This window comes from Rhizobium sp. CCGE531 (assembly GCF_003627795.1).
GTDB lineage: Bacteria > Pseudomonadota > Alphaproteobacteria > Rhizobiales > Rhizobiaceae > Rhizobium.
In genome coordinates, this window is record NZ_CP032685.1 from 646,413 (window position 1) to 665,703 (window position 19,291).

Consider the following 19,291-nt stretch of genomic DNA (forward strand, 5'->3'; position numbering starts at 1 on the left):
GTTCTCCAATCGATATGACTGTTGCTGGCCATCTGCCGTGCTATGCGTGGTATCTACCTACTCCGACGACCAATATCGACTGGAAGAACGTTCCGGCGAAGATCGCGGGAAACCGAGCGCACGTCTTGGAGGCAAGCGGGAATGAGCAGGACGGACAATATCGTATCCTTCACCGGAGCGCGCCCGACGGTGAGCGATATTGCTGCAATCGCGCGGCGCAACGCCACAATCGCGATTTCACCTGACGTCGAAGACAAGATCGCCGCCGCCCGCGCGGTCGTGGAACGCTATCTTGCGGCCGACCGGCCTGTTTATGGTTTGACGACAGCATTGGGTGCGGGTGTCGACACCCGCCTTGCCAACGACGACCTCGTCGCTTTCCAATTGCGCGTGCCGCAGGCCCGTGCAGTCGGGGTCGGGGCGGCGCTGCCGCGCGAAGCCGTAAGGGCAATGATGGCCGCCCGTATCGCCGGGATGGCAGCCGGCGGCTCCGGCGTGTCGCTCCCGGTTTTCGCCGGCCTCGTCGCCGCGCTGAATGCCGGCTTTCACCCGGTCGTGCCATCGCTCGGCTCGATCGGTGCTGCCGACCTTGCGCCGTTGGCGCATATGGCACGGGCCTTGTTGGGGGATGGCGAGGCGGAGGTGGGTGGCACGGTGATGCCGGCGCTGGATGCTCTCGCGAAAGCTGGTCTGAAACCCCTGCCGATCGCGCCGAAGGATGGCCATGTGCTCGTGGTCGCCAACAGCCTGTCGGTCGGAAAGGCCTGCCTGTGTATCGAGGATATCGAGCGGCTGTTTGATTGGTCGCTTGCGGCGGTCGCCCTGAACTTCGAGGCATTCCGAGCGAACGTCTCGGCCTTCGACGACTGGGCGCTGGCAGCAAGGCCGGCCTTCGGCCAGCGCGAGGCGGCGGCAAGGCTTCGCGAGCTGCTTTCCGGAAGTTCTCTTCGTATCGATGGCGCGGCGCGGCGCCTGCAGGATCCCTTGAGCTATCGCTGCGCTCCCCAGGTGTGGGGCGCCCTCCTCCATGCGATCGGCGAGGCGCGAGCCGCAACCGAGATCGAACTTGCCAGTTCCGGTGACAATCCCGTCGTGCTGGCCGAGGAAGGGCTTATCCTGTCGCATGGCAATTTCGACATGACGGCCTTCGTTCTCGCATGGGAGCGGCTCGGCCAGGCAATCGCCCATTGTGCGGCAGGGATCGCCTATCGAACCATGAAGATCATGTCATCAGGCATGTCGGAGCTGCCACGATTCCTGACGCCGCTCGGACAGAGCAGAACGGGTTTTGCCACCGTGCAGAAAACGGTCTCGGCACTCGAAGCCGAGATACGCCATCTGGCTATTCCGGTCTCGCTCACGCCTATTCCGGTCGCGGACGGCGTCGAGGATCAGGCGTCGATGGCGCCGAGCGTCCTGTCGAAGATCGAAGCCATGATCGAGCGGCTGCGCTATCTCGTCGCCATCGAGCTTGTCACATCGGCCCAGGCCGTTGATCTGCGCGGTATGGTGGGCGAGCTCGGTAGCGGGACGCTGCGCGCCTATCGCAAAGTGCGCGAACTGGTTCCGCCGCTTGAGGAAGACCGCGCGCAGGGGCCTGATTTTCAGAGGCTATCGGAGTTCATCATGAGGGCCGACGCCAAGGAGGCCGCTTCCTGATCGGTATGGCGGCAGGGTGGTCCGCGCCCGTCGCCTTGCTTTTTCGCAGGTCGCCCATGCGGCCCGCATCATTCGATAGACCGGCGCGGCCGGTGAAAGGCCTGGAGAACGGCAATGCAGGAAATCTGGATCGACTATCTGAACGCCATCGATACGAAAGCCCTGGCGCTTTCCAACGATGAAATTCTTGACGCGGTGACCAAGGCGCTCGATGCGCAAGGGCGCGGCGAAACGGTCATCGAGCCTCGTGTCCATCTCGTCCCTGAAAGCTCAGACAAGGGCCATTTCAATGTGTTGCGCGGTTATGTGAAACCGCTCGATTATGCCGGCGTCAAAGTTGTGGGTGATTTCGTTGACAACTACAAGCAGGGCCTGCCCTCGGAAATGGCGGTCCTCAACCTGTTCGATCCGCGCACCGGCGTGCCGAAGGCCATCATCGATGCGACCGCGATTACCGATATGCGCACCGGCGCCGTCACGGCCATCGGCGCGCGCCATCTCGCCCGCAGGGACAGCAAGGTCCTCGGCCATATCGGCGCGCGCGGCACCTCCTACTGGAACGTGCGACTGCTCGATCACATCTTCGATTTCGACGAGATCCGCGTGCATTCGCGCCGTCCGGAAAGCCGGGACGCCTTCGCCGCGCGGCTGGAAAAGGATCTCGGCAAGAAGATCATCGTGACTGATAATTGGGAGGATTGCCTGAAAGGCGCCGACATTATGATCGAGGCAAGCCGCCTGCCGGAGCCGACGCCGCTCTTCAAGACCGCATGGGTCAAGAAAGGCGCCTTCGTCGTGCCCTACGGCACGATGAGCGCGCTCGAATTCGACCTGACCGATATCATGGACAAGGTGGTGGTCGATGATTGGGGGCAATGCGGCCCCGGTCGCCCCTTCGGCGCGCTGCGCCGTCATGTCGATGAGGGCAAGGTGACGGCCGAAACGCTGCATGCCGAGATCGGCCAGATCGTTTGCGGCGCCAAGCCCGGCCGCGAAAGCGATGACGAGACCATCCTCTTCTGGCATCGCGGGCTCAGCACGACCGATGTCGCGCTTGGCGCGGCGATGGTCGAAAAAGCAAAACGCATGAATATCGGCCAACGCCTTCGGTTCGCGTGACGAGCCATGACGATATCTCCCGCCCCCGCCGTTGCCTGCTCGCGAATGTACAATCTGAGCCCGAAGATATCAGGGCTTTGGGACCGCTTCTTTCATTGGCTCGCGGATCGGTCTGATGTCGAGCTTGAGGTCATAGCCCATGCCGCTCCGGCGCCTCTATCCGAGCTATGGGCGCGCCCGGATATGGGAGCCGTCTTCATGTGCGGCTTTCCGTTCTCCAGGCTTGCGAAAGCAGAACGCCCGCTGCCGCTCGCAGCGCCTGTTTCGCTGGCGGATTGGGCACACGGGCAGCCTCTCTATGCCAGCCATATCGTTGCCGCCCGTGACAGGCCGCTCGCCGATGCCGATCTTGCGACGGCGCGCTGGGGCTGGACCGTGCGGGACTCCCAATCAGGCTACAATGCGCCACGCGAATTCTTTGCAGCACTTGCCGGCGGACGGGCGGCGACCGAGACCTTCGGTCCGCTCCTCAACCCGCGCGGCGTCGTCGAGGCGATCCGCTCAGGCGCCGTCGATGTCGGCGCGATCGACGCCTATGCCTACCAGCTTTTGGAGATGCACGAGCCGGAAATGATTGCATCATTGCGGGTCATCGCCACGACGAAGCCGGCGCCCTTTCCTCTGCTTATTGCCTCTCGACAGCAATCTCCCGAAATCGTCGCGGCGCTTCGTACCACTCTCCTTGGCGCGCACCAGGACCCGGAGGGGCGCGATATCCTTGCGTCACTCGGCCTAGCTGCGTTCGCGGAACCGGATATTGCAGCATATGAGCGGCTGCCTGCGCGAGCGCGCGCTGTCGATGAAGCTCTCGGGACGTGGTGAAGTTCGAATGAGCATCCGCTGCTTTCACTGATCCAGCGAAAGCAAACAATCAATAGGCTGCACATTCCGTGCTGGCGGCCTGCTTCAATAATTTGCCGGCAGCGACGCGAAGGCATTCCTCGAACGCCGTCAGGTCCAAAAAGAGCTGATCCGCCGCGACCTGACGCGTAATGATGATGCCGTCGCGTGCCGCAATGCCGCCGTCGAGCATCAGATTGTCGGCCATGTCGAAATTTTCCAGCGCCAGCCCGTCGGGACCGCGATGGCGTCCGTCCGGACCGAGACGAACGTCGCCATTGTAAAGTCTGCTCACACGCTCGAAATGGCTCTCGGTGCAATTGGAAAAGGCGAATGCCGGGCAGCCGCGTGCACACATGAAGCCGAGTTCGAACGCTGTGCCGACATCCGCCGCAATACCGCGAAACGGCGTCAGGTTGGCGATGATGAGATCGGCGCTCGACATCAGTTTCTCGTTGATCGCGCTGATGGCAAGACCCCGCTGCCGGCGCGTCTCCGTCTCCGGCGCCACCAGATCACCGGGCGAAACCGGTGTAAATCCGTAGCTGCGAGCCAATGCGATCTTGCGATCGAGGATTTCCCTTGCGTTGGGAAGAAAGACTTCGGGGCCTGCCAAATATGCTCTCAATAGCTTTGCCTCTCGACATGATATTGCACCGCGGGAATTGCGGGACCATATGAAGCCTATGGCCGATTTAAGCCTCTTCTGCCATAGCCGGAAACATAATTTACGAAATCGCGAAATAGAGGCGATTGCCGTTTCCCGGTCGCTGGCGAGGCGCGTATAGTCGCGCTCGGATCGAATGGCGCCGACGACCTGTGACACGTGACGGAATTTGTGGGGTATAAGGAAATGCAATCTTCCATCGAGGCAATTGCCGATTCATCACATGATGACCTCGGGATCTGGCCGACAAAGCAAAGCAAGATTCTCGATTGGCTGATGAATGATGTGCGCGACCAGCGTTTCATCGACAACATCCTCGTCGAACTATGCGAGAAACTGCTGGCCGCTGGGATTCCAGTCGCGCGATCGACCATGCATTTCAGGACGCTGCATCCGCAATGGGCCGGCGCACGGATCCTCTGGCGCACGGGTATGAAAGAAGGCGATATTGCGACGTTCAGCTACGGGACCGACAAGACTCCGCAGTTTCTGGCAAGCCCGATCAACGAAATCTTCAGCGGCGCAATCGAGGTCCGCCAAAATCTCGAGGTTTCCGACGGGAATCAGTTTGCCTATCCGCTATATAGGGAACTACATGCGGAGGGATTGACCGACTATATCGCCTGGCCGATCTATCACACGCTTGGCAAGCGCCATATCGTCACCTTCGCCACGGATATGCCGGGCGGCTTCACCGAAGCGCATATCACTGTCCTGAGGGATCTGCTTCCGGCCCTGACCATGGTGACCGAGATCAGGTTGAAGAACATCATGGCGCGCACGCTGTTGCGCACCTATGTCGGTCCGCATGCCAGCGAACAGATCCTGGCAGGCGCAACGACACGCGGAAGCGGCGCTACGGTGGGCGCGGCCATTCTTATCTGCGATCTTCGCGACTTCACCACCATTTCCGATATGTGGCCGCGCGACGATGTCATCGAACTGCTCAACGGCTATTTCGATGCCATGGTCGAGCCGATCGAAAAGCGTGGCGGTGAGATTCTCAAATTCATGGGTGACGGGTTGCTCGCCATCTTTCCGTTGAGCGATCCCAATGCATGTCACAATCTTCTTCTCGCCGTCAGCGAGGCGCAGGCGGCCGTGGCAGCGCTCAACGAGGAAAACCGCAAGCATGGCCGCGAAGTGCTGCGCTACGGCGTCGGAGTGCATGTCGGCGATGTCATGTATGGCAATATCGGCTCGCGCACCCGTCTTGATTTCACCGTCATCGGCCCGGCCGTCAATATTGCCTCGCGACTGGAATCATTGACCAAGGAGGTCAAGCGGCCCGTGCTGCTGTCAAAGGCATTCGTCGATATGGCCGCATGCCGGCGCGATATGGAAAGCCTCGGCTCCTTCCCTCTCAAGGGTCTCGGCGAGCCGGTCGATGTCTACGCCTTCGCGGCAAAGGAAACGCCGCGGCAACCTAGCTGATCGCCGAGGACAAATCCCTTGGCGGAGCGGCGATTTGATGCGGCGCGACTCAGTCGGTTGCAAAACGTGAAATGGTCGGGGGTGCCGCTGCGGATCGAGTTCTCTATATTGTGAAGTGGATCATGACGATAGCCGCCTTATTTTTGGGATCGTTCTGCGCGTACGTACGTTTAGTAAGGGTTGATTCTATCGGCTCGACGACGAGGGTGCCTGCCACCCATAATACTCTGACAAGGAGAAAACAGATGAGAGAAATTTTGACCCTGGCGTTTTCAGCAGCATCATTGATCGTTGCGGGCGTAGCGGTGGCACGGGCGGCGGATATGCCGACGACCTATCGCGAAGAAGAGCCAGACCAGCGCAATGGGGTAAAAATCGGCTATCTCGAATGCGAAATCGGCGGCGGTGTCGGCTATGTGCTCGGCTCGGCCAAGGAGGTGGATTGCACCTTCCATTCGACGGTCGGACGCGAGCGCATCGATCACTATACCGGCGCGATCAGGAAGATGGGTGTAGATCTCGGCTTTACGACCCGCAGCCGGCTTGTCTGGTTGGTCTTCGCGCCGACAGCCGGCTATCATCATGGTTCTCTGAGCGGCCTTTATCAGGGTGCCACCGTTGAAGCGACGGTCGGTGCCGGTGTCGGCACCAACATTCTCGTTGGCGGCACCTCTGGCTCGATCCATCTTCAGACCGTAAGCGTGACAGGTCAGCTCGGCCTGAACCTTGCTGCGACCGGCACGTCGGTTACGCTGACTTCGGCCGAGTGAGCTTTCGGCCACAGCCTTTTTGCATGATATGGCCGCTCCCGCCTGGCGCTGGAGCGGCCATCATTTTTCGCGCGGACGGCGCCGGTGCGGCGCTATAGCTAAACAAAACGTGATTCATTGGAGCCAGGTTCATGACCGATACCGTCACCGATCGTTTTCTTCGTTATGTCGTCATCGATACGCAATCGGACCCGACCTCGCGCGCGCAACCTTCCACCGAAAAGCAGAAAAATCTTGGCCGCATTCTTGTTGACGAGTTGCTGGCGATCGGCCTTGCCGACGCACATCTCGACGAGCATGGCTATGTCTATGCGACCATTCCGTCGAATGTCGATAAACCGGTTCCCGTGATCTGCTTCTGCTCCCACATGGACACCGCGCCCGATTTCACCGGCACGAATGTCAAACCGCAAATCCTGCGGAACTACGGCGGCGGCGATATCCGCCGGCCCGGCGATCCGCAGCAGGTCATCCTTGTGGGCGAGCACCCTGCCCTGCGCGATCAGATCGGCAATGACATCATCACCTCGGACGGTACGACGCTGCTTGGCGCCGATGACAAGGCGGGCCTCGCTGAGATCGTGGCGGCCGCCAAATATCTCGTCGATAATCCGGATATCCGTCACGGCACCATCAAGCTCCTGTTCACGACCGACGAGGAAATCGGACGCGGCGTCGACAAGGTCGACCTGAAGAAGCTGGGGGCACAATTCGCCTATACGGTCGATGGCGAAACGGCAGGCCATATAGAAGACGAGACTTTTTCGGCCGACAGCGTCGAGATCGTCATCCAGGGCGTGGCCATTCATCCGGGCTTCGCCAAGGGAAAGATGGAAAATGCCATCAAGATCGCCGGTGCGATCATCGACAGGCTGCCGAAAGACATTGCTCCCGAAACGACCGCGGACCGGGAGGGCTTTATTCATCCGACCGGCATCAGCGGTTCGATGGAGAAGGCGGCGCTCGGCTTCATCATCCGCGATTTCGATGAGGCGGGTCTTGCGGTCAAGGAGAATATGCTGGAGCAAATCGTCAGGGACGCCATGGCCACCTATCCCGGCTCCTCCCATACATTTACGGTCAGACATCAATACCGCAACATGAAGGCAATCCTCGATCGCCACCCGCAGATCGTCGACAATGCCGTCGAAGCCATCCGGCGGGCCGGTATGACGCCGGTGCGCGGCAGCATTCGCGGCGGTACGGACGGTTCCAGGCTCTCGTTCATGGGCCTGCCCTGCGCCAATATCTTTGCCGGCGGACATGCCTTCCATTCGCCGCTGGAATGGGTCAGCCGCCAGGATATGGAAAGAGCCGTGAAGACGCTCGTTGAATTGGCGAAGATCTGGGCGGAACGCTCGTAGAGCGGTCAGCTTTTCACGGAATCCCCGCCCGCTCTATCTCTTTGTTTTCTCGCAATTCCGGACGGAAAACCGCTGCGCACTTTTCCTGGAATTGCTTTAAGCGTTTCCGAGAATAGGCATTTTTCCTGATCTACCAATCTAAGCGAGCGACGTTGTCGAGCGTCTCGCGGCCTCGCCGCAGCAGCACGCCTGGCGCATCCACAGCTTTCGTCAATATATGGCGCGCACCGGCCAGCGGGCGAAAGCCACCCCTTTCGTCCACGACGGGAGGCGGATCGTCGTCCCTGACAAGGGATGGCTCCGCCTCGGCATATTGCGGATATCCCGAGATCAAAGGATCGCGTGTTTCGCATTGCGGTAGGCAGCGATCGAAACGTTCGACGCCACCGGATGCCGCGACACTCGTCTTAACGGCATCGATGCGTGAAGCGACCTTCTTCGCCGGAGCGCTGCTTTTCGCAGCGGCAAGAGGCGATGGCTGCGGGATCGGCACCGACATTACCTGTTGGGCCGGGCTCGCATCCACCGCAACCTGCACCCCATTCGACCCGAGATGGTCCAGCAGCCCGCCGCTGCTGATCGTAATTCGACCGCTGTCATCGATAATGCGCATGGCGCGTTCCGTCGGCGCGGTCTGAACAATCATGTAGAGAGCACCAACCACCGTGCCGCAAACGGCAAGCCCGGAACCTAGCCGCCGGGTCGTCTCGTTTTGGCCATTCCACCATCTCATAGGCTGCGTATCCATCGATCGCTCCTTAGGACAAGATCTCGCTTGCCTATTCTGATGCGAACTGTGGCGGAGCTTTTACCGAAACATGGCTAATTGCGGACCTTTTGCAAAAAGATGTTGATGGAGGCGCTGGTCCAAGAGGGGTGACCGGCAGGTCACGGGCCGCCGTTCGATCCGTGAGCCCGCCACGCCTCTTTCTCAAAGTTTGACCCGGGCGAATCGTCAGCCTTTTCTCAAGGGCATGATTCGCGGAATATGAAGCTCATACTCTCGCCGCCGCCATCCAGTTTCCGCGACCATAGGTTTCATTCATCGTTAACCATATTGTTCAAAATTACCAATCATACGTAGGTAATTGCTCAATAAAACGAAATTATACTTCGGGGGTATACTTTCGATACTGTAGCGCTCTCGTCCGTCTTTTTCTCCCTCATTGCCAGCAAAGCAGATATGTGATTATTTTATTATATTCTGATGCTTTGAGGGATGTGCTGAGGGGGAATACGAATGCAGAGAATGCTGCGCGGCGCTGTCCTTGCTGCTATCACAATGATCGCAGCAGCGCCGTCCACGATGGCTGCCACGGCGACGGCCAATATGACAGTCCGCATTACCATCCAGGCGCAGTGCCTGATCCAGAGCGCCAACGATCTTGATTTCGGCACCAACGGCGTCATCGCCGCCAATATCGATCAGGCCACCACCATCGGCGTTCAGTGCACATCGGGGCAAAGCTACAACATCGGCTTGAGTGCCGGCGCCGGCAGCGGAGCGACGACGGCTGTTCGTGTGATGACCGGGCCGAGCAGCGCAACGATCAACTATGGCATTTATCGCGACGCCGCCCGCACGCAGACCTGGGGCATAACCATAGGCACCGACACCGTCACCGGTACAGGCAATGGCGCGGTCCAGAACGTAAACGTCTATGGCCGCGTACCGCCGCAGACCACACCGGCTGCGGGCGTCTACACGGATACCGTGGCGGTCACCGTCACTTACTGAAAACCCATCAGTCCAGGAGGCTGTCATGCGACGCATGTTGCCATGCATTGCCGCGTCCATGCTTTTTTGTCTCAGTGCTTACGGCATGAACGCGGCGTCCCTGCGCGTAGCGCCCACCAGTCTCGAACTCATCGCGCCAGCCAGCGCGACTGTTTTGAACCTGGGCAATGACGGGGACCATCCCATCAATGTGCAGATACGCGTTTTCAAATGGAGCCAGGCCGACGGCATAGAGCGCCTGGAGCCGACAAGGGATGTTGTCGCCAGTCCTCCCTCGACGAGGATGAACCCGAATGGCCAGTACGTGGTCCGGGTGATCCGTACGAGCAAGGCGCCAGTCAGAGCGGAAGAGACCTATCGCGTCATCGTCGACGAGTTGCCGGATCCGGCACGGGCACGGGCCGGCACAGTGACCCTCATCATGCGCCAGTCCATTCCCATCTTTTTCAAGCAGGCCGATGTGAAGGCGCCCGATGTCTCCTGGAGCGTCGCCCGTCAAGGCAGCGGTCTCGTTCTGGTCGGCAAGAACAATGGCGGCAGCCGCTTCCGTTTGTCGAACCTCACTCTGGCGCAAGGAGGAACAAAGATCAGCGGCCGTAACGGGTTGGTCGGATATGTGCTCGGCGGCGCGACGATGCAATGGCCGATCGGGGCTACGAAATCCCTTTCCGGCAGCGCGGTAACGCTACATGGCCAGAGCGATCTTGGGCCGTTCGATGCAAAAGTCGCCGTTAATCAACGGTAGCGCCGGTGCCGTTCTCCTATACATGTGTCTTTCAGTTTCGGCGCTGCATGCTCAGGAAGTGCCCAATCTGCCGTCGGCGGCCGTGACGGCGGACCAGCCGGTCGGCACCCGCGACATCTACCTGGAAGTATTCATCAACAACGCGTCGATGAAGATGATCGGTAATTTCAAACAACGCCCGAATGGCTCGCTTGCGGCAGCCGCCGAAGAATTGCGCGAGGTCGGCATAAAGCCTCCGGCTGATGCCGCCGACAACAAGCTGGTCGAACTCGAAGCCTTGCCCGGCCTGTCATATCAGATCGACGAGGAGACCCAGCGGCTCTATATCCAGACGGCCGACAAGGGTCGCGCACCGCACGTCATCGATGTCAGGCGGCAACAGGAAAGCACGGTCCCGACGCCCCAGGCCGGTTACGGCGCCGTTCTCAACTATTCCCTCTATGCGAGCTCCAACAGCCTTTTCGAAGATGGTTCGAACCTGTTCCAAGGCATATCCGGCTCGTTCGATGCCCGTCTCTTCAGCCCCTACGGAACGCTCAGCCAATCCTTCCTGGCCGGCTACTCCAACGGCAGCCTCGATGGGATAACCCGCCTGAATACGACGTGGAGCTACTCCGATCCGGCGAGGCTCATTACCTATCGCGCGGGCGACATAACGACGGGCGGCCTCTCCTGGACGCGGCCGGTCTATTTCGGCGGCATTCAATTCCAGCGCAATTTCGCGCTGCGCGCCGATCTGGTGACCGAGCCATTGCCTGCGTTTGCCGGCAGCGCCGCCGTCCCATCGACGCTCGATATCTATACGCAAAACGTCCGCACCTATTCAGGTGAAGTTCCCGCAGGACCGTTCGAAGTGACCAATCTCCCCGTCTTTTCCGGCGGCGGACAAGCGACGGTGGTCTTGCGCGACAGCCTGGGGCGGGAGACGACGCAGACCTTACCCTTCTATGCGTCCAATTGGCTTCTGCGCCGTGGTCTTCTGGATTTTTCGGCGGAACTCGGTGTCCCGCGGCGAAACTTCGGTACGGAATCGAGCGATTACGACGGCCGGATCATGGGCGTCGCCACGGCTCGTTATGGATTGACCGATTGGCTGACGCTGGAGGGGCATTTCGAAGGTGGCGCGGATCTATTGAATGGCGGTGTCGGGGCGGCCTTCCCTCTCGGCGCCTGGGGCGTGGCGTCGGTTGCAGGCGCGGGGAGCAAAAGCGGCTCCCGCACCGGCGCACTCTTGAATGCTTCGTTTGAGCTGAGCTATGACAGGTGGGCGCTCTATGCGCGCATAGAGCGCGCCTTCGACGATTACGACGACATAGCATCCGTTTCCGCCAGACCGACAGCGAGCACGGCAGGCGAATTCACCATATTCAGCGCCGGCGTGCCGCGCGCCATCGATCAGGTCACCCTCAGCGTGCCGGCGCCGCTGGACCTTTCCAGCCTCAATCTTTCCTATACCAGGCTCGAAAACTCGGACGGAAGCAAGAGCCGCATCGCGGGACTTTCATATAGCCAGACATTCAGGCGCGCGACACTCTACGCCACTGCCTTCACCGATCTCGATGAACGGAGCAATTTCGGCCTCTTCGCCGGCCTTTCCATTCCCTTCGGCGACAGCGTCACAGCGAATACCGGCATCCAGAGCGGGCCGAACGGGCTTGACGTGGTTGCCGACGTTTCCAAGCCGCAGCGCCAGGAAGACGGCAGCGTCGGTTGGCGGCTGCGTACCTCCGAAGGCGAGGACGCCAACCGGGAGGCTGCGATCAGCTATAGAGCGCCATTCGCTGAGTTCGAAGCCGGCGTCCAGCAGCAGAACCACCAGGCACGGGCGGTCGCCCGCATGGACGGCGCCATCGCGGTCGCGGGCGGCGGCATCTTTGCCACCAACCGGATCGATGATGCCTTCGCCGTGGTCGACGTCGGCGCCCCCGATGTCGAAGTCCAGCAGCAGAACAGGCCGATCGGCAAGACCGGTTCGAGCGGCCGCATTCTCGTGCCGAACCTAAATTCCTATGAACCCAATACCGTTTCCATCGATCCCAAGAATCTTCCCGTCGACGCCGATGTGCCGGCAACCCGGGAAATTGTCGTCCCAGCGGATCGCAGCGGTGTCGTCGTCAAATTCGGCGTAGCGGAAGCGCCGCAGGCGGCACTCGTGACGATCAGAGACAAGAACGGGGCGCTGCTGCGGGCAGGCTTGAGCGGCACATTGCTGGGATCGGATGAGGCGTTTGCCGTCGGCTATGACGGCCAAGCCTATATTCGCGGACTGCATGCGCGCAACTCGATCGACGTGTCGCTGGAAGATGGAACGAAGTGCCATGCCGAATTCGCCTACAAGCAGCAACGAGGCGAGCAGGTGGTAATCGATGATGTCAGGTGTTTTTAGGATGCTGCGATCGATTGCCCTTCTGCTCGTCTTGCTGTTGCCTTCACTGTGCGCTGCGCAGAGTTGCAGCTTCACCGCGACCGATATGAACTTTGGCGCGGTCGATACCTTGTCGGGCACCCCGGTCAATTCAACATCCACGATAAATGTAAGCTGTTCCGGAGGGGTCCTGGACCTGGGCAAGCGACTCCTGATTTGCCCCAATATCGCCGCCGGCAGTGGTGGAGCATCCTCGTCGGCAGCCCGCCAGATGGTGAGCGGAGCAAGTTCTTTGAACTATCAGCTCTACTCCGATTCTGGCCGGAGCGTGATCTGGGGGTCGAGCAGCTGGTCCTATCCGTCACGGGCACCGGCCTATGCGCTGACAATGGCCCTGTTGAATGGTTCGTTGGTTGGCGCAACCGGCAGCATGACGGTCTATGGAGCCGCACTCGGGACTCCACCGACGGCGGCGCCGGGCGGCTATACATCGAGCTTCACCTCTCCCGACACCTCGTTCTATTACAGCTACAGCAGCGCCACCAGCTGCGCTTCGCCGTCCGGAACGGTGGGAACCGCATCGTTCAGCGTCAATGCGAGCATCGCCGCCAACTGCCTAGTCAGCGTCCAGAATATCGATTTCGGCACGCAGGGCGTGCTGCGCGCCAATGTCGACGCCACCGGCTCGGTAACCGCGACCTGTACGCCGGGCACGAGCTACACGATCTCCCTGAATGGCGGCACCGCGAATGCCGCGCCGACAGCACGGAAGATGGCGAAAGGGGCCGAGACCGTGACTTACGGCCTCTACAAGGATACGAATCGGCTGCAGCCCTGGGGCGATGCCAATACGCCGGGAAGCACCGTCGCTGGAAGCGGAACGGGTGCAGCTCAGCTTCTGACGGTTTATGGCCGCGTACCGCCGCAGACGACTCCGTCTCCCGGGGTCTACACCGATACGGTCGTGGTCACGCTTACCTACTGAGGCGAATTGCCGGCGGCGGGCCAGTCAATCGGCCGTTGCGGCAGATCCAGAGCAATTCCAGGAAAAGTGCGCAGCGGTTTTCCGTCCGGAATTGCTAGATAACCAAGAGATAGAGCGGTTCAGGGATTCAGTGAAAAACTGAACCGCTCTAGTTCTGAACGAAAGCCGGGGGCATAAAGTTGGCGCGAGCGGAGTAGTGGGGCTGGCCGACCACATGCGATATCACCAGCGCATAGACCAGGATCGAACCCAGGACGATGACAATGCCGTTCAGCGGAAAGCTCATCTTCGATGTCGCACCGGGTGACGCGTCGGGGGAATTTATGCCGGAGCGCTTTTTCGCGGCTGGTCCAATGTTCGCGAAGGGAAGCAGCAGCTCCCTTTCCAGGCGGGCTTGCGCATCACGATGCTTGCCATGTTCGCTTGTGGGCCGGAACTGGATGACTTCGCCCATGTTTCTCGCGGTCCCTTTTACCGCTTGCTGCTACTGGCCATTCTCTTGGCCATCGTCGGTACCGGTGTAGTCGACACGAACCACGACCTTTTCGGGCCGTTGCTCGCCATGCGGAACGATCACGGTCACAATACAGCGATTGTCGCTGGGTTTGACGGATAGAAGGTGTCCCTTCGTCTTCGACAGGACTTCGTCCACCGCATTCGAGCAATCCTGTATCTTGTAGGCGATCTGACTTTGCCCTGCCAAAGCGGAGCCTGCAACCGAAATTCCCGCGAGTATCGTTAGGATCCTGATCATCGGCTTACTATACGCCAAGGACGGGAGGGCGGCGACAGCAGTGCGCAGGAAACCCAGCCTATTTGCGTCATTTTTTCGTTGTGTGTGGCGAAACCGCAGAGAAAGAATATCACCGGAGATGATGGACTTTCCCGGCGATTTCACGGATGGAGATGCTGCCGATTTGCGGGCAGCGGGCTGGTATTGTTCATCCTTGCGTTACCGATCTTTTCACGCGACAGATTTGCCATGAGTATACCGACAGCCCATCTCTTCGACTTCGATCCGACCTACGGCATGCAGCTGAGCCAGTTGCAGGCCATCGGGACGCCGGAGGCCCCTCCCGGCTTCGACGATTTCTGGCAGAAGCGCTACAAAAGCGCCATTGCCGTCGACCCGCAACCGAAGCTTCGTCACAGCAGGCTGCGTCACGACAACTGGCATGTTTTCGATATCAGCTACGTGTCGACGGGATCGTTTCAGATCAATGGTTGGTTACTCGTCCCTCGCCATGGTCAGGTGCGACGCGGGCTCGTCGTCGGACATGGATATGGAGGAAGGGACCAGCCCGAGTTCGATCTGCCGCTGGAAGAGACCGCGGTTCTGTTTCCCTGCAGTCGCGGGCTTTCTCTAAGCGCCCGCCCGCCGATCCCCGCGGATGCGTCGGGGCATGTCGTCCACGGCATCGAAAATCGCGACACCTACGTCATCGGCGGCTGCGTCGAAGACGTCTGGCTTGCCGTTTCGACCTTGGAGATCCTTTATCCATGGCTTGCCGGTCATATCGGCTATAGCGGTATCAGTTTTGGCGGCGGCATCGGTGCATTGGCAATTCCGTTCGATGCGAGGATCAGGCGCGGCCATCTCGTGGTCCCGACCTTCGGCCATCGTCCGCTATGGTTGACCTTGCCGACCGTTGGCAGCGCGCAATCCGTTCAGGCCTATCAGAAGCAACATGGCAGCGTTCTGGAAACCCTGCGTTTCTTCGATGCCGCGATCGCGGCAAGCCGAATCACCGTGCCGATGCTCGTCGCGCCTGCCCTTTTCGATCCAGCCGTTGCGCCGCCCTGCCAGTTCGCCGTCGCAAATGCGCTGCAGAAGTTTAATGAAATATTCATCCTGGATGCCGGCCACTTCGATTATGCTGGCAGCGAAGAGCAGAACGCAATTCTGCGAGACAAGGTCGGGCGATTTTTCAAGGTGCTATGAACCGCGAATACCTGCGCTGGTACAGCCCGCGGCTGGATCGAGACATGGAGCTGCTGGTGTTCGGCCATGCCGGCGCCAAGGTATTGGTATTCCCCACGCGCGACGGTCGTTTCTGGGAATATGAGCAGATCGGCATTGTCGCCAGCCTCGCCGACAAGCTGAATGGCGGGCACCTTCAGCTCTATTGCATCGAAGGGCTGGCGAGAGAAACCTTCTATAGCGTTCATCGCCACCCGGCCGAGCGCATTCGCAGACATAACGCGTTCGAGGACTATATCCTCAACGAAGTCCTGCCGTTGATGGCGCAGAAGAATGCGCATGAGTGTACCATCGTCCACGGCTGCAGCCTCGGCGCATTCCAGGCTGCCAGCCTGGTCTTCCGGCACCCTCACCTTTTCCGCAAGCTGGTGGCCTTTTCCGGCCGTTACGATCTGACAATGACGGTCGAATCCTTCACCGATCTGTTCGACGGTTACTACGACGACGAAATCTACTTTCACACGCCGACACATTTCCTGCCGGGGCTGGCCTGCGAATGGCGATTGGAGAAGCTGCGCCAGATCGAGATCGTCATGACGATCGGAGATGCCGATCCCTTCATCGACAACAACCGCCATCTCAGTCGTCTGCTGGCCGATAAACAAATCGATCATCGGTTGCACGTGTGGAATGGACGTGCGCATCGAGCCGGCGCGTGGCGCAGAATGGCACCGCTTTACATCTGATCAGGCAATCGACCTTGCGCCTCGCCTGTGGCGAGTTCGCGTCCGCTGGGCGGGATATCAGGCAAGTCCGGCCGGGACTGGCCTCAGAGCCTTGCGCGCACCGTAGTCCCGCTCATGAGACTTGCGATGCTGCTGCTCGGAGCTCGCGGAGAACTCAACCAGAATGCGCTCCATCATGCCATCCGGATAGGTTCCGGTGTCGGCGGTCTCGACTTCCGACTGGGCGGTAACGATCTTCAGATTCATCTTTAGTCCTCCGGCTCGGCACGGAAACCCTTGATTCCAATGTTTGTTCCATTAGTATCCGCATAATTGTTAAAAAATTAACTACGTCCGTTAATCAATTCGGACGACGCGGTATCGAACTTGAACGGCCGGCCGGGTTGGAACATTCTTGCAATCCTGGCATTCAATCTCTGATGGATTGGGGAGCTTGATGCATCGATCCAAATCACTTTGGAAACGGCACTGGATGCTGCCAGCGAAACAACCGACATCGATTTCGACTTAAAGACCAGCTCGGACTCCATTTGGACCCCGGGTGTTTTTTGCATGCCTTCGATCAATCACTGTCCAATCGGCGGATAGACTGGAACGGATCATGGCCATCATCATCACTTCGATCATTCTGGCACTTATTGGTCTGGCGCTCGGCGGCGGCGGACTTTGGCTCGTGCTGCTCGGCGGCAGTTTCTTTTATCTTCTGGCTGGGCTCGCCTTTCTCCTGACGGCCATCCTGCTTGCCATGCGCAAGGTCGCCGCTCTTTGGCTCTATGCGATTTTCGTGCTTGCAGCGCTTGCCTGGGCCATATGGGAGGTCGGTTTCGACTGGTGGCAGCTCGGTCCACGCGGCGGCCTCATCATCCTGATCGGGCTGTGGCTGCTGACACCCTGGATCCGGCGTCCGCTCGGTTTTCGCAGCCTCGACGGGGTTCATTATGGAGCCAATCCCTGGCCGCTTGCCATTTCTCTCATCATGGCCATCGTCGTTGCCGTCTATTCGATGACGACCGATCCTCACGACCTAGCCGGCCAGCTGCCGACGACCGTTGTGTCGAATGCGCCGATGGGCGGCGATGTGCCTGACGGCGAGTGGCATCAATATGGCAGAACCTCCTTCGGCCAGCGCTACTCGCCTATTGATCAGATCAATACGCAGAACGTCGCCAGCCTCAAGGAAGCCTGGCGCTATCAGACCGGAGATGTGAAGCGCCCGGACGATATCGGCGAGACCACCTATCAGGTCACGCCGCTGAAGGTGGGCGACACGCTTTTCATTTGCACGCCCCACAGTCTGGCGATCGCGCTCGACGCAAAGGACGGCAAGGAAAAATGGCGTTACGACGCCAATGCCGGCATGAACCCTAACCGCCAGCATCAGACCTGCCGTGGCGTCTCCTACTATCACGACACGGCTGCCGCAGCCGGAACGCCTTGCGCCGACCGAGTCTATCTGCCGACTTCGGATGCCCGGCTGATCGCGCTCGACGCAGCCAATGGCAAGGTGTGCCCGAGCTTTGCCAATCAGGGCACGCTGCATCTGGAAGCCGGCATGAAATACAATCCCGCCGGCTATTACTATTCGACGTCGCCACCCGTCATCGTCGCCGACAAGATCATCATCGGCGGTGCGGTCAACGACAATTACTCGACCCAGGAACAATCCGGCGTCATTCGCGCCTTCGATGCCCGGACCGGCGCGCTGCTCTGGAACTGGGACTCGGGCAATCCGGACCATACGGCCCCCATACCGGCGGGACAGACCTACACCACGAACTCGCCGAACAGCTGGTCGGTTTCCAGCGCCGATGAGGCGCTCGGCATGATCTATATCCCGCTCGGCAACCAGACGCCCGACCAGCTCGGCATGGGGCGCAGCGAAAACGTCGAACGCTTTTCCTCCTCGGTGGTGGCGCTCGATATCAACACCGGCCAGCTCAAATGGGTGCAGCAATTCGTCCATCATGATCTCTGGGACATGGACGTGCCGGCCCAGCCGGTGCTCTTCGATCTGACCAAGGCGGATGGCAGCGTGGTTCCCGCGCTGGTCGCTTCGACCAAGCAGGGCGACATTTATGTACTCGATCGCCGGACCGGCGCGCCGATCATTCCCTTCAAGGGGATTCCGGCGCCGGGCGGCACCATTCCCGAGGATCATGCCTCACCGAGTCAGCCGATCTCGGACCTGACTTTCTCGCCGCCGCCGCTCGAGGAAAAGGACATGTGGGGCGTCTCGCTGTTCGACCAGCTCGCCTGCCGCATCTCCTTCCATCAGCATCAATATGAGGGACGCTATACGCCGCCATCGCTGCGCGGCTCCATCATCTTCCCCGGCAATTTCGGCACCTTCAATTGGGGCAGTGTCGCAGTCGATCCGGAACGACAGATCATGTTCGGCATGCCGACCTATCTGGCCTTCACATCGCGGCTGGTGCCGCGCGCCGAGATCCCGCCGAAGGGCGCTGGCGACAAGGGCAGCGAACAGGGCCTGAACCGAAACGAGGGCTCGCCCTATGGCGTCTATATGGGGCCCTTTGTCAGCCCCCTCGGCATTCCCTGCCAGGCGCCGCCCTGGGGCTATGTCGCCGGTGTCGACCTGAAGACCGGCAAGATCGCCTACAAGCACAAGAACGGCACCGTCCATGACATGACGCCCTTGCCACTTCCCTTCAAGGTCGGCGTTCCCGGCATCGGCGGCCCGATGGTGACCAAGGGCGGCGTTGCGTTCCTCGCCGCCGCGGTGGACGATTATCTGCGAGCCTATGATGTCACCAGCGGCCGGCAGCTCTGGCAGGCACGCCTGCCGGCGGGCGGCCAGGCAACGCCGATGACCTATACGGCAAGCGACAACAGGCAATATGTCGTCATCGTCGCCGGTGGTCACGGCTCCGTGGGAACGAAGCCGGGCGACTATGTGATCGGCTATACGCTGCCATAG

General features: G+C 60.1%; 18 protein-coding genes. 13 read left to right on the forward strand and 5 right to left on the reverse strand.

Features of this window, described 5'->3' with window-relative positions:
• Window positions 1-141: 141 nt before the first annotated feature.
• From hutH to CCGE531_RS22485, 3 genes are all read left to right on the forward strand, one after another.
• Window positions 142-1,659, forward strand: coding sequence for a histidine ammonia-lyase (gene hutH, locus CCGE531_RS22475; RefSeq protein WP_120667923.1), 1,518 nt, complete (start codon window positions 142-144; stop codon window positions 1,657-1,659).
• Between the two features lie 114 nt (window positions 1,660-1,773).
• On the forward strand, window positions 1,774-2,778 hold the full coding sequence (locus CCGE531_RS22480; RefSeq protein ID WP_120667924.1) for an ornithine cyclodeaminase family protein: 1,005 nt from the start codon (window positions 1,774-1,776) through the stop codon (window positions 2,776-2,778).
• A 45-nt stretch (window positions 2,779-2,823) separates the two neighbouring features.
• Window positions 2,824-3,600, forward strand: coding sequence for a PhnD/SsuA/transferrin family substrate-binding protein (locus tag CCGE531_RS22485; protein WP_120667926.1), 777 nt, complete (start codon window positions 2,824-2,826; stop codon window positions 3,598-3,600).
• A 49-nt stretch (window positions 3,601-3,649) separates the two neighbouring features.
• Here the strand turns inward: CCGE531_RS22485 and CCGE531_RS22490 are convergent, their stop codons facing one another.
• Window positions 3,650-4,246: a nucleoside 2-deoxyribosyltransferase gene (locus tag CCGE531_RS22490; protein WP_120667928.1), complete on the reverse strand. Its 597-nt coding sequence runs from the start codon at window positions 4,244-4,246 to the stop codon at window positions 3,650-3,652.
• 225 nt (window positions 4,247-4,471) lie between these two features.
• Here CCGE531_RS22490 and CCGE531_RS22495 point away from each other — a divergent pair, with 225 nt between their 5' ends.
• From CCGE531_RS22495 to pepT, 3 genes are all read left to right on the forward strand, one after another.
• On the forward strand, window positions 4,472-5,719 hold the full coding sequence (locus CCGE531_RS22495) for an adenylate/guanylate cyclase domain-containing protein (protein WP_120667930.1): 1,248 nt from the start codon (window positions 4,472-4,474) through the stop codon (window positions 5,717-5,719).
• A 245-nt stretch (window positions 5,720-5,964) separates the two neighbouring features.
• Window positions 5,965-6,489 carry a DUF992 domain-containing protein gene (locus CCGE531_RS22500; RefSeq protein WP_120667932.1) on the forward strand — a complete coding sequence of 175 codons (525 nt, stop codon included), beginning with the start codon at window positions 5,965-5,967 and terminating at the stop codon, window positions 6,487-6,489.
• Window positions 6,490-6,620: 131 nt separating this feature from the next.
• Window positions 6,621-7,853, forward strand: a complete 1,233-nt coding sequence (gene pepT / locus CCGE531_RS22505) for a peptidase T (protein WP_120667934.1) — start codon at window positions 6,621-6,623, stop codon at window positions 7,851-7,853.
• Window positions 7,854-7,983: 130 nt separating this feature from the next.
• On the opposite strand, the gene CCGE531_RS22510 is transcribed toward pepT, so the two are convergent.
• Window positions 7,984-8,601, reverse strand: coding sequence for a hypothetical protein (locus tag CCGE531_RS22510; protein WP_120667936.1), 618 nt, complete (start codon window positions 8,599-8,601; stop codon window positions 7,984-7,986).
• Window positions 8,602-9,093: 492 nt separating this feature from the next.
• Between CCGE531_RS22510 and CCGE531_RS22515 the strand changes: the two genes are divergently transcribed.
• The 4 genes from CCGE531_RS22515 to CCGE531_RS22530 all read left to right on the forward strand — a co-directional run bounded on the left by CCGE531_RS22515 (window position 9,094) and on the right by CCGE531_RS22530 (window position 13,686).
• On the forward strand, window positions 9,094-9,591 hold the full coding sequence (locus CCGE531_RS22515) for a spore coat U domain-containing protein (protein ID WP_120667938.1): 498 nt from the start codon (window positions 9,094-9,096) through the stop codon (window positions 9,589-9,591).
• A 25-nt stretch (window positions 9,592-9,616) separates the two neighbouring features.
• The gene (locus CCGE531_RS22520; protein ID WP_120667940.1) at window positions 9,617-10,336 is read left to right on the forward strand and encodes a molecular chaperone; all 720 of its coding nucleotides are present in this window, start codon (window positions 9,617-9,619) and stop codon (window positions 10,334-10,336) included.
• Between the two features lie 22 nt (window positions 10,337-10,358).
• Window positions 10,359-12,722, forward strand: a complete 2,364-nt coding sequence (locus tag CCGE531_RS22525; RefSeq protein ID WP_120667942.1) for a fimbria/pilus outer membrane usher protein — start codon at window positions 10,359-10,361, stop codon at window positions 12,720-12,722.
• Window positions 12,723-12,807: 85 nt separating this feature from the next.
• Window positions 12,808-13,686: a spore coat protein U domain-containing protein gene (locus CCGE531_RS22530; RefSeq protein WP_245459369.1), complete on the forward strand. Its 879-nt coding sequence runs from the start codon at window positions 12,808-12,810 to the stop codon at window positions 13,684-13,686.
• A 148-nt stretch (window positions 13,687-13,834) separates the two neighbouring features.
• Here CCGE531_RS22530 and CCGE531_RS22535 read toward each other — a convergent pair whose 3' ends face one another.
• Window positions 13,835-14,140 carry a hypothetical protein gene (locus CCGE531_RS22535; protein WP_120667946.1) on the reverse strand — a complete coding sequence of 102 codons (306 nt, stop codon included), beginning with the start codon at window positions 14,138-14,140 and terminating at the stop codon, window positions 13,835-13,837.
• 30 nt (window positions 14,141-14,170) lie between these two features.
• Complete coding sequence (locus CCGE531_RS34360) at window positions 14,171-14,389, reverse strand: hypothetical protein (protein ID WP_162943980.1); 219 nt, start codon at window positions 14,387-14,389, stop codon at window positions 14,171-14,173.
• A 279-nt stretch (window positions 14,390-14,668) separates the two neighbouring features.
• On the opposite strand from CCGE531_RS34360, the gene CCGE531_RS22545 reads away from it, so the two are divergent.
• Both CCGE531_RS22545 and CCGE531_RS22550 read left to right on the forward strand, forming a co-directional pair.
• On the forward strand, window positions 14,669-15,628 hold the full coding sequence (locus CCGE531_RS22545; protein ID WP_120669327.1) for an acetylxylan esterase: 960 nt from the start codon (window positions 14,669-14,671) through the stop codon (window positions 15,626-15,628).
• A complete protein-coding gene (locus CCGE531_RS22550; RefSeq protein ID WP_120667950.1) occupies window positions 15,625-16,353 on the forward strand; it encodes an alpha/beta hydrolase-fold protein in 729 nt (242 codons plus the stop codon). The genes CCGE531_RS22545 and CCGE531_RS22550 overlap by 4 nt, the downstream gene beginning before the upstream one ends.
• A gap of 57 nt (window positions 16,354-16,410) precedes the next feature.
• Here CCGE531_RS22550 and CCGE531_RS22555 read toward each other — a convergent pair whose 3' ends face one another.
• Window positions 16,411-16,599: a hypothetical protein gene (locus CCGE531_RS22555; RefSeq protein ID WP_120667952.1), complete on the reverse strand. Its 189-nt coding sequence runs from the start codon at window positions 16,597-16,599 to the stop codon at window positions 16,411-16,413.
• Window positions 16,600-16,954: 355 nt separating this feature from the next.
• Here CCGE531_RS22555 and CCGE531_RS22560 point away from each other — a divergent pair, with 355 nt between their 5' ends.
• The gene (locus CCGE531_RS22560) at window positions 16,955-19,291 is read left to right on the forward strand and encodes a glucose/quinate/shikimate family membrane-bound PQQ-dependent dehydrogenase (protein WP_120667954.1); all 2,337 of its coding nucleotides are present in this window, start codon (window positions 16,955-16,957) and stop codon (window positions 19,289-19,291) included.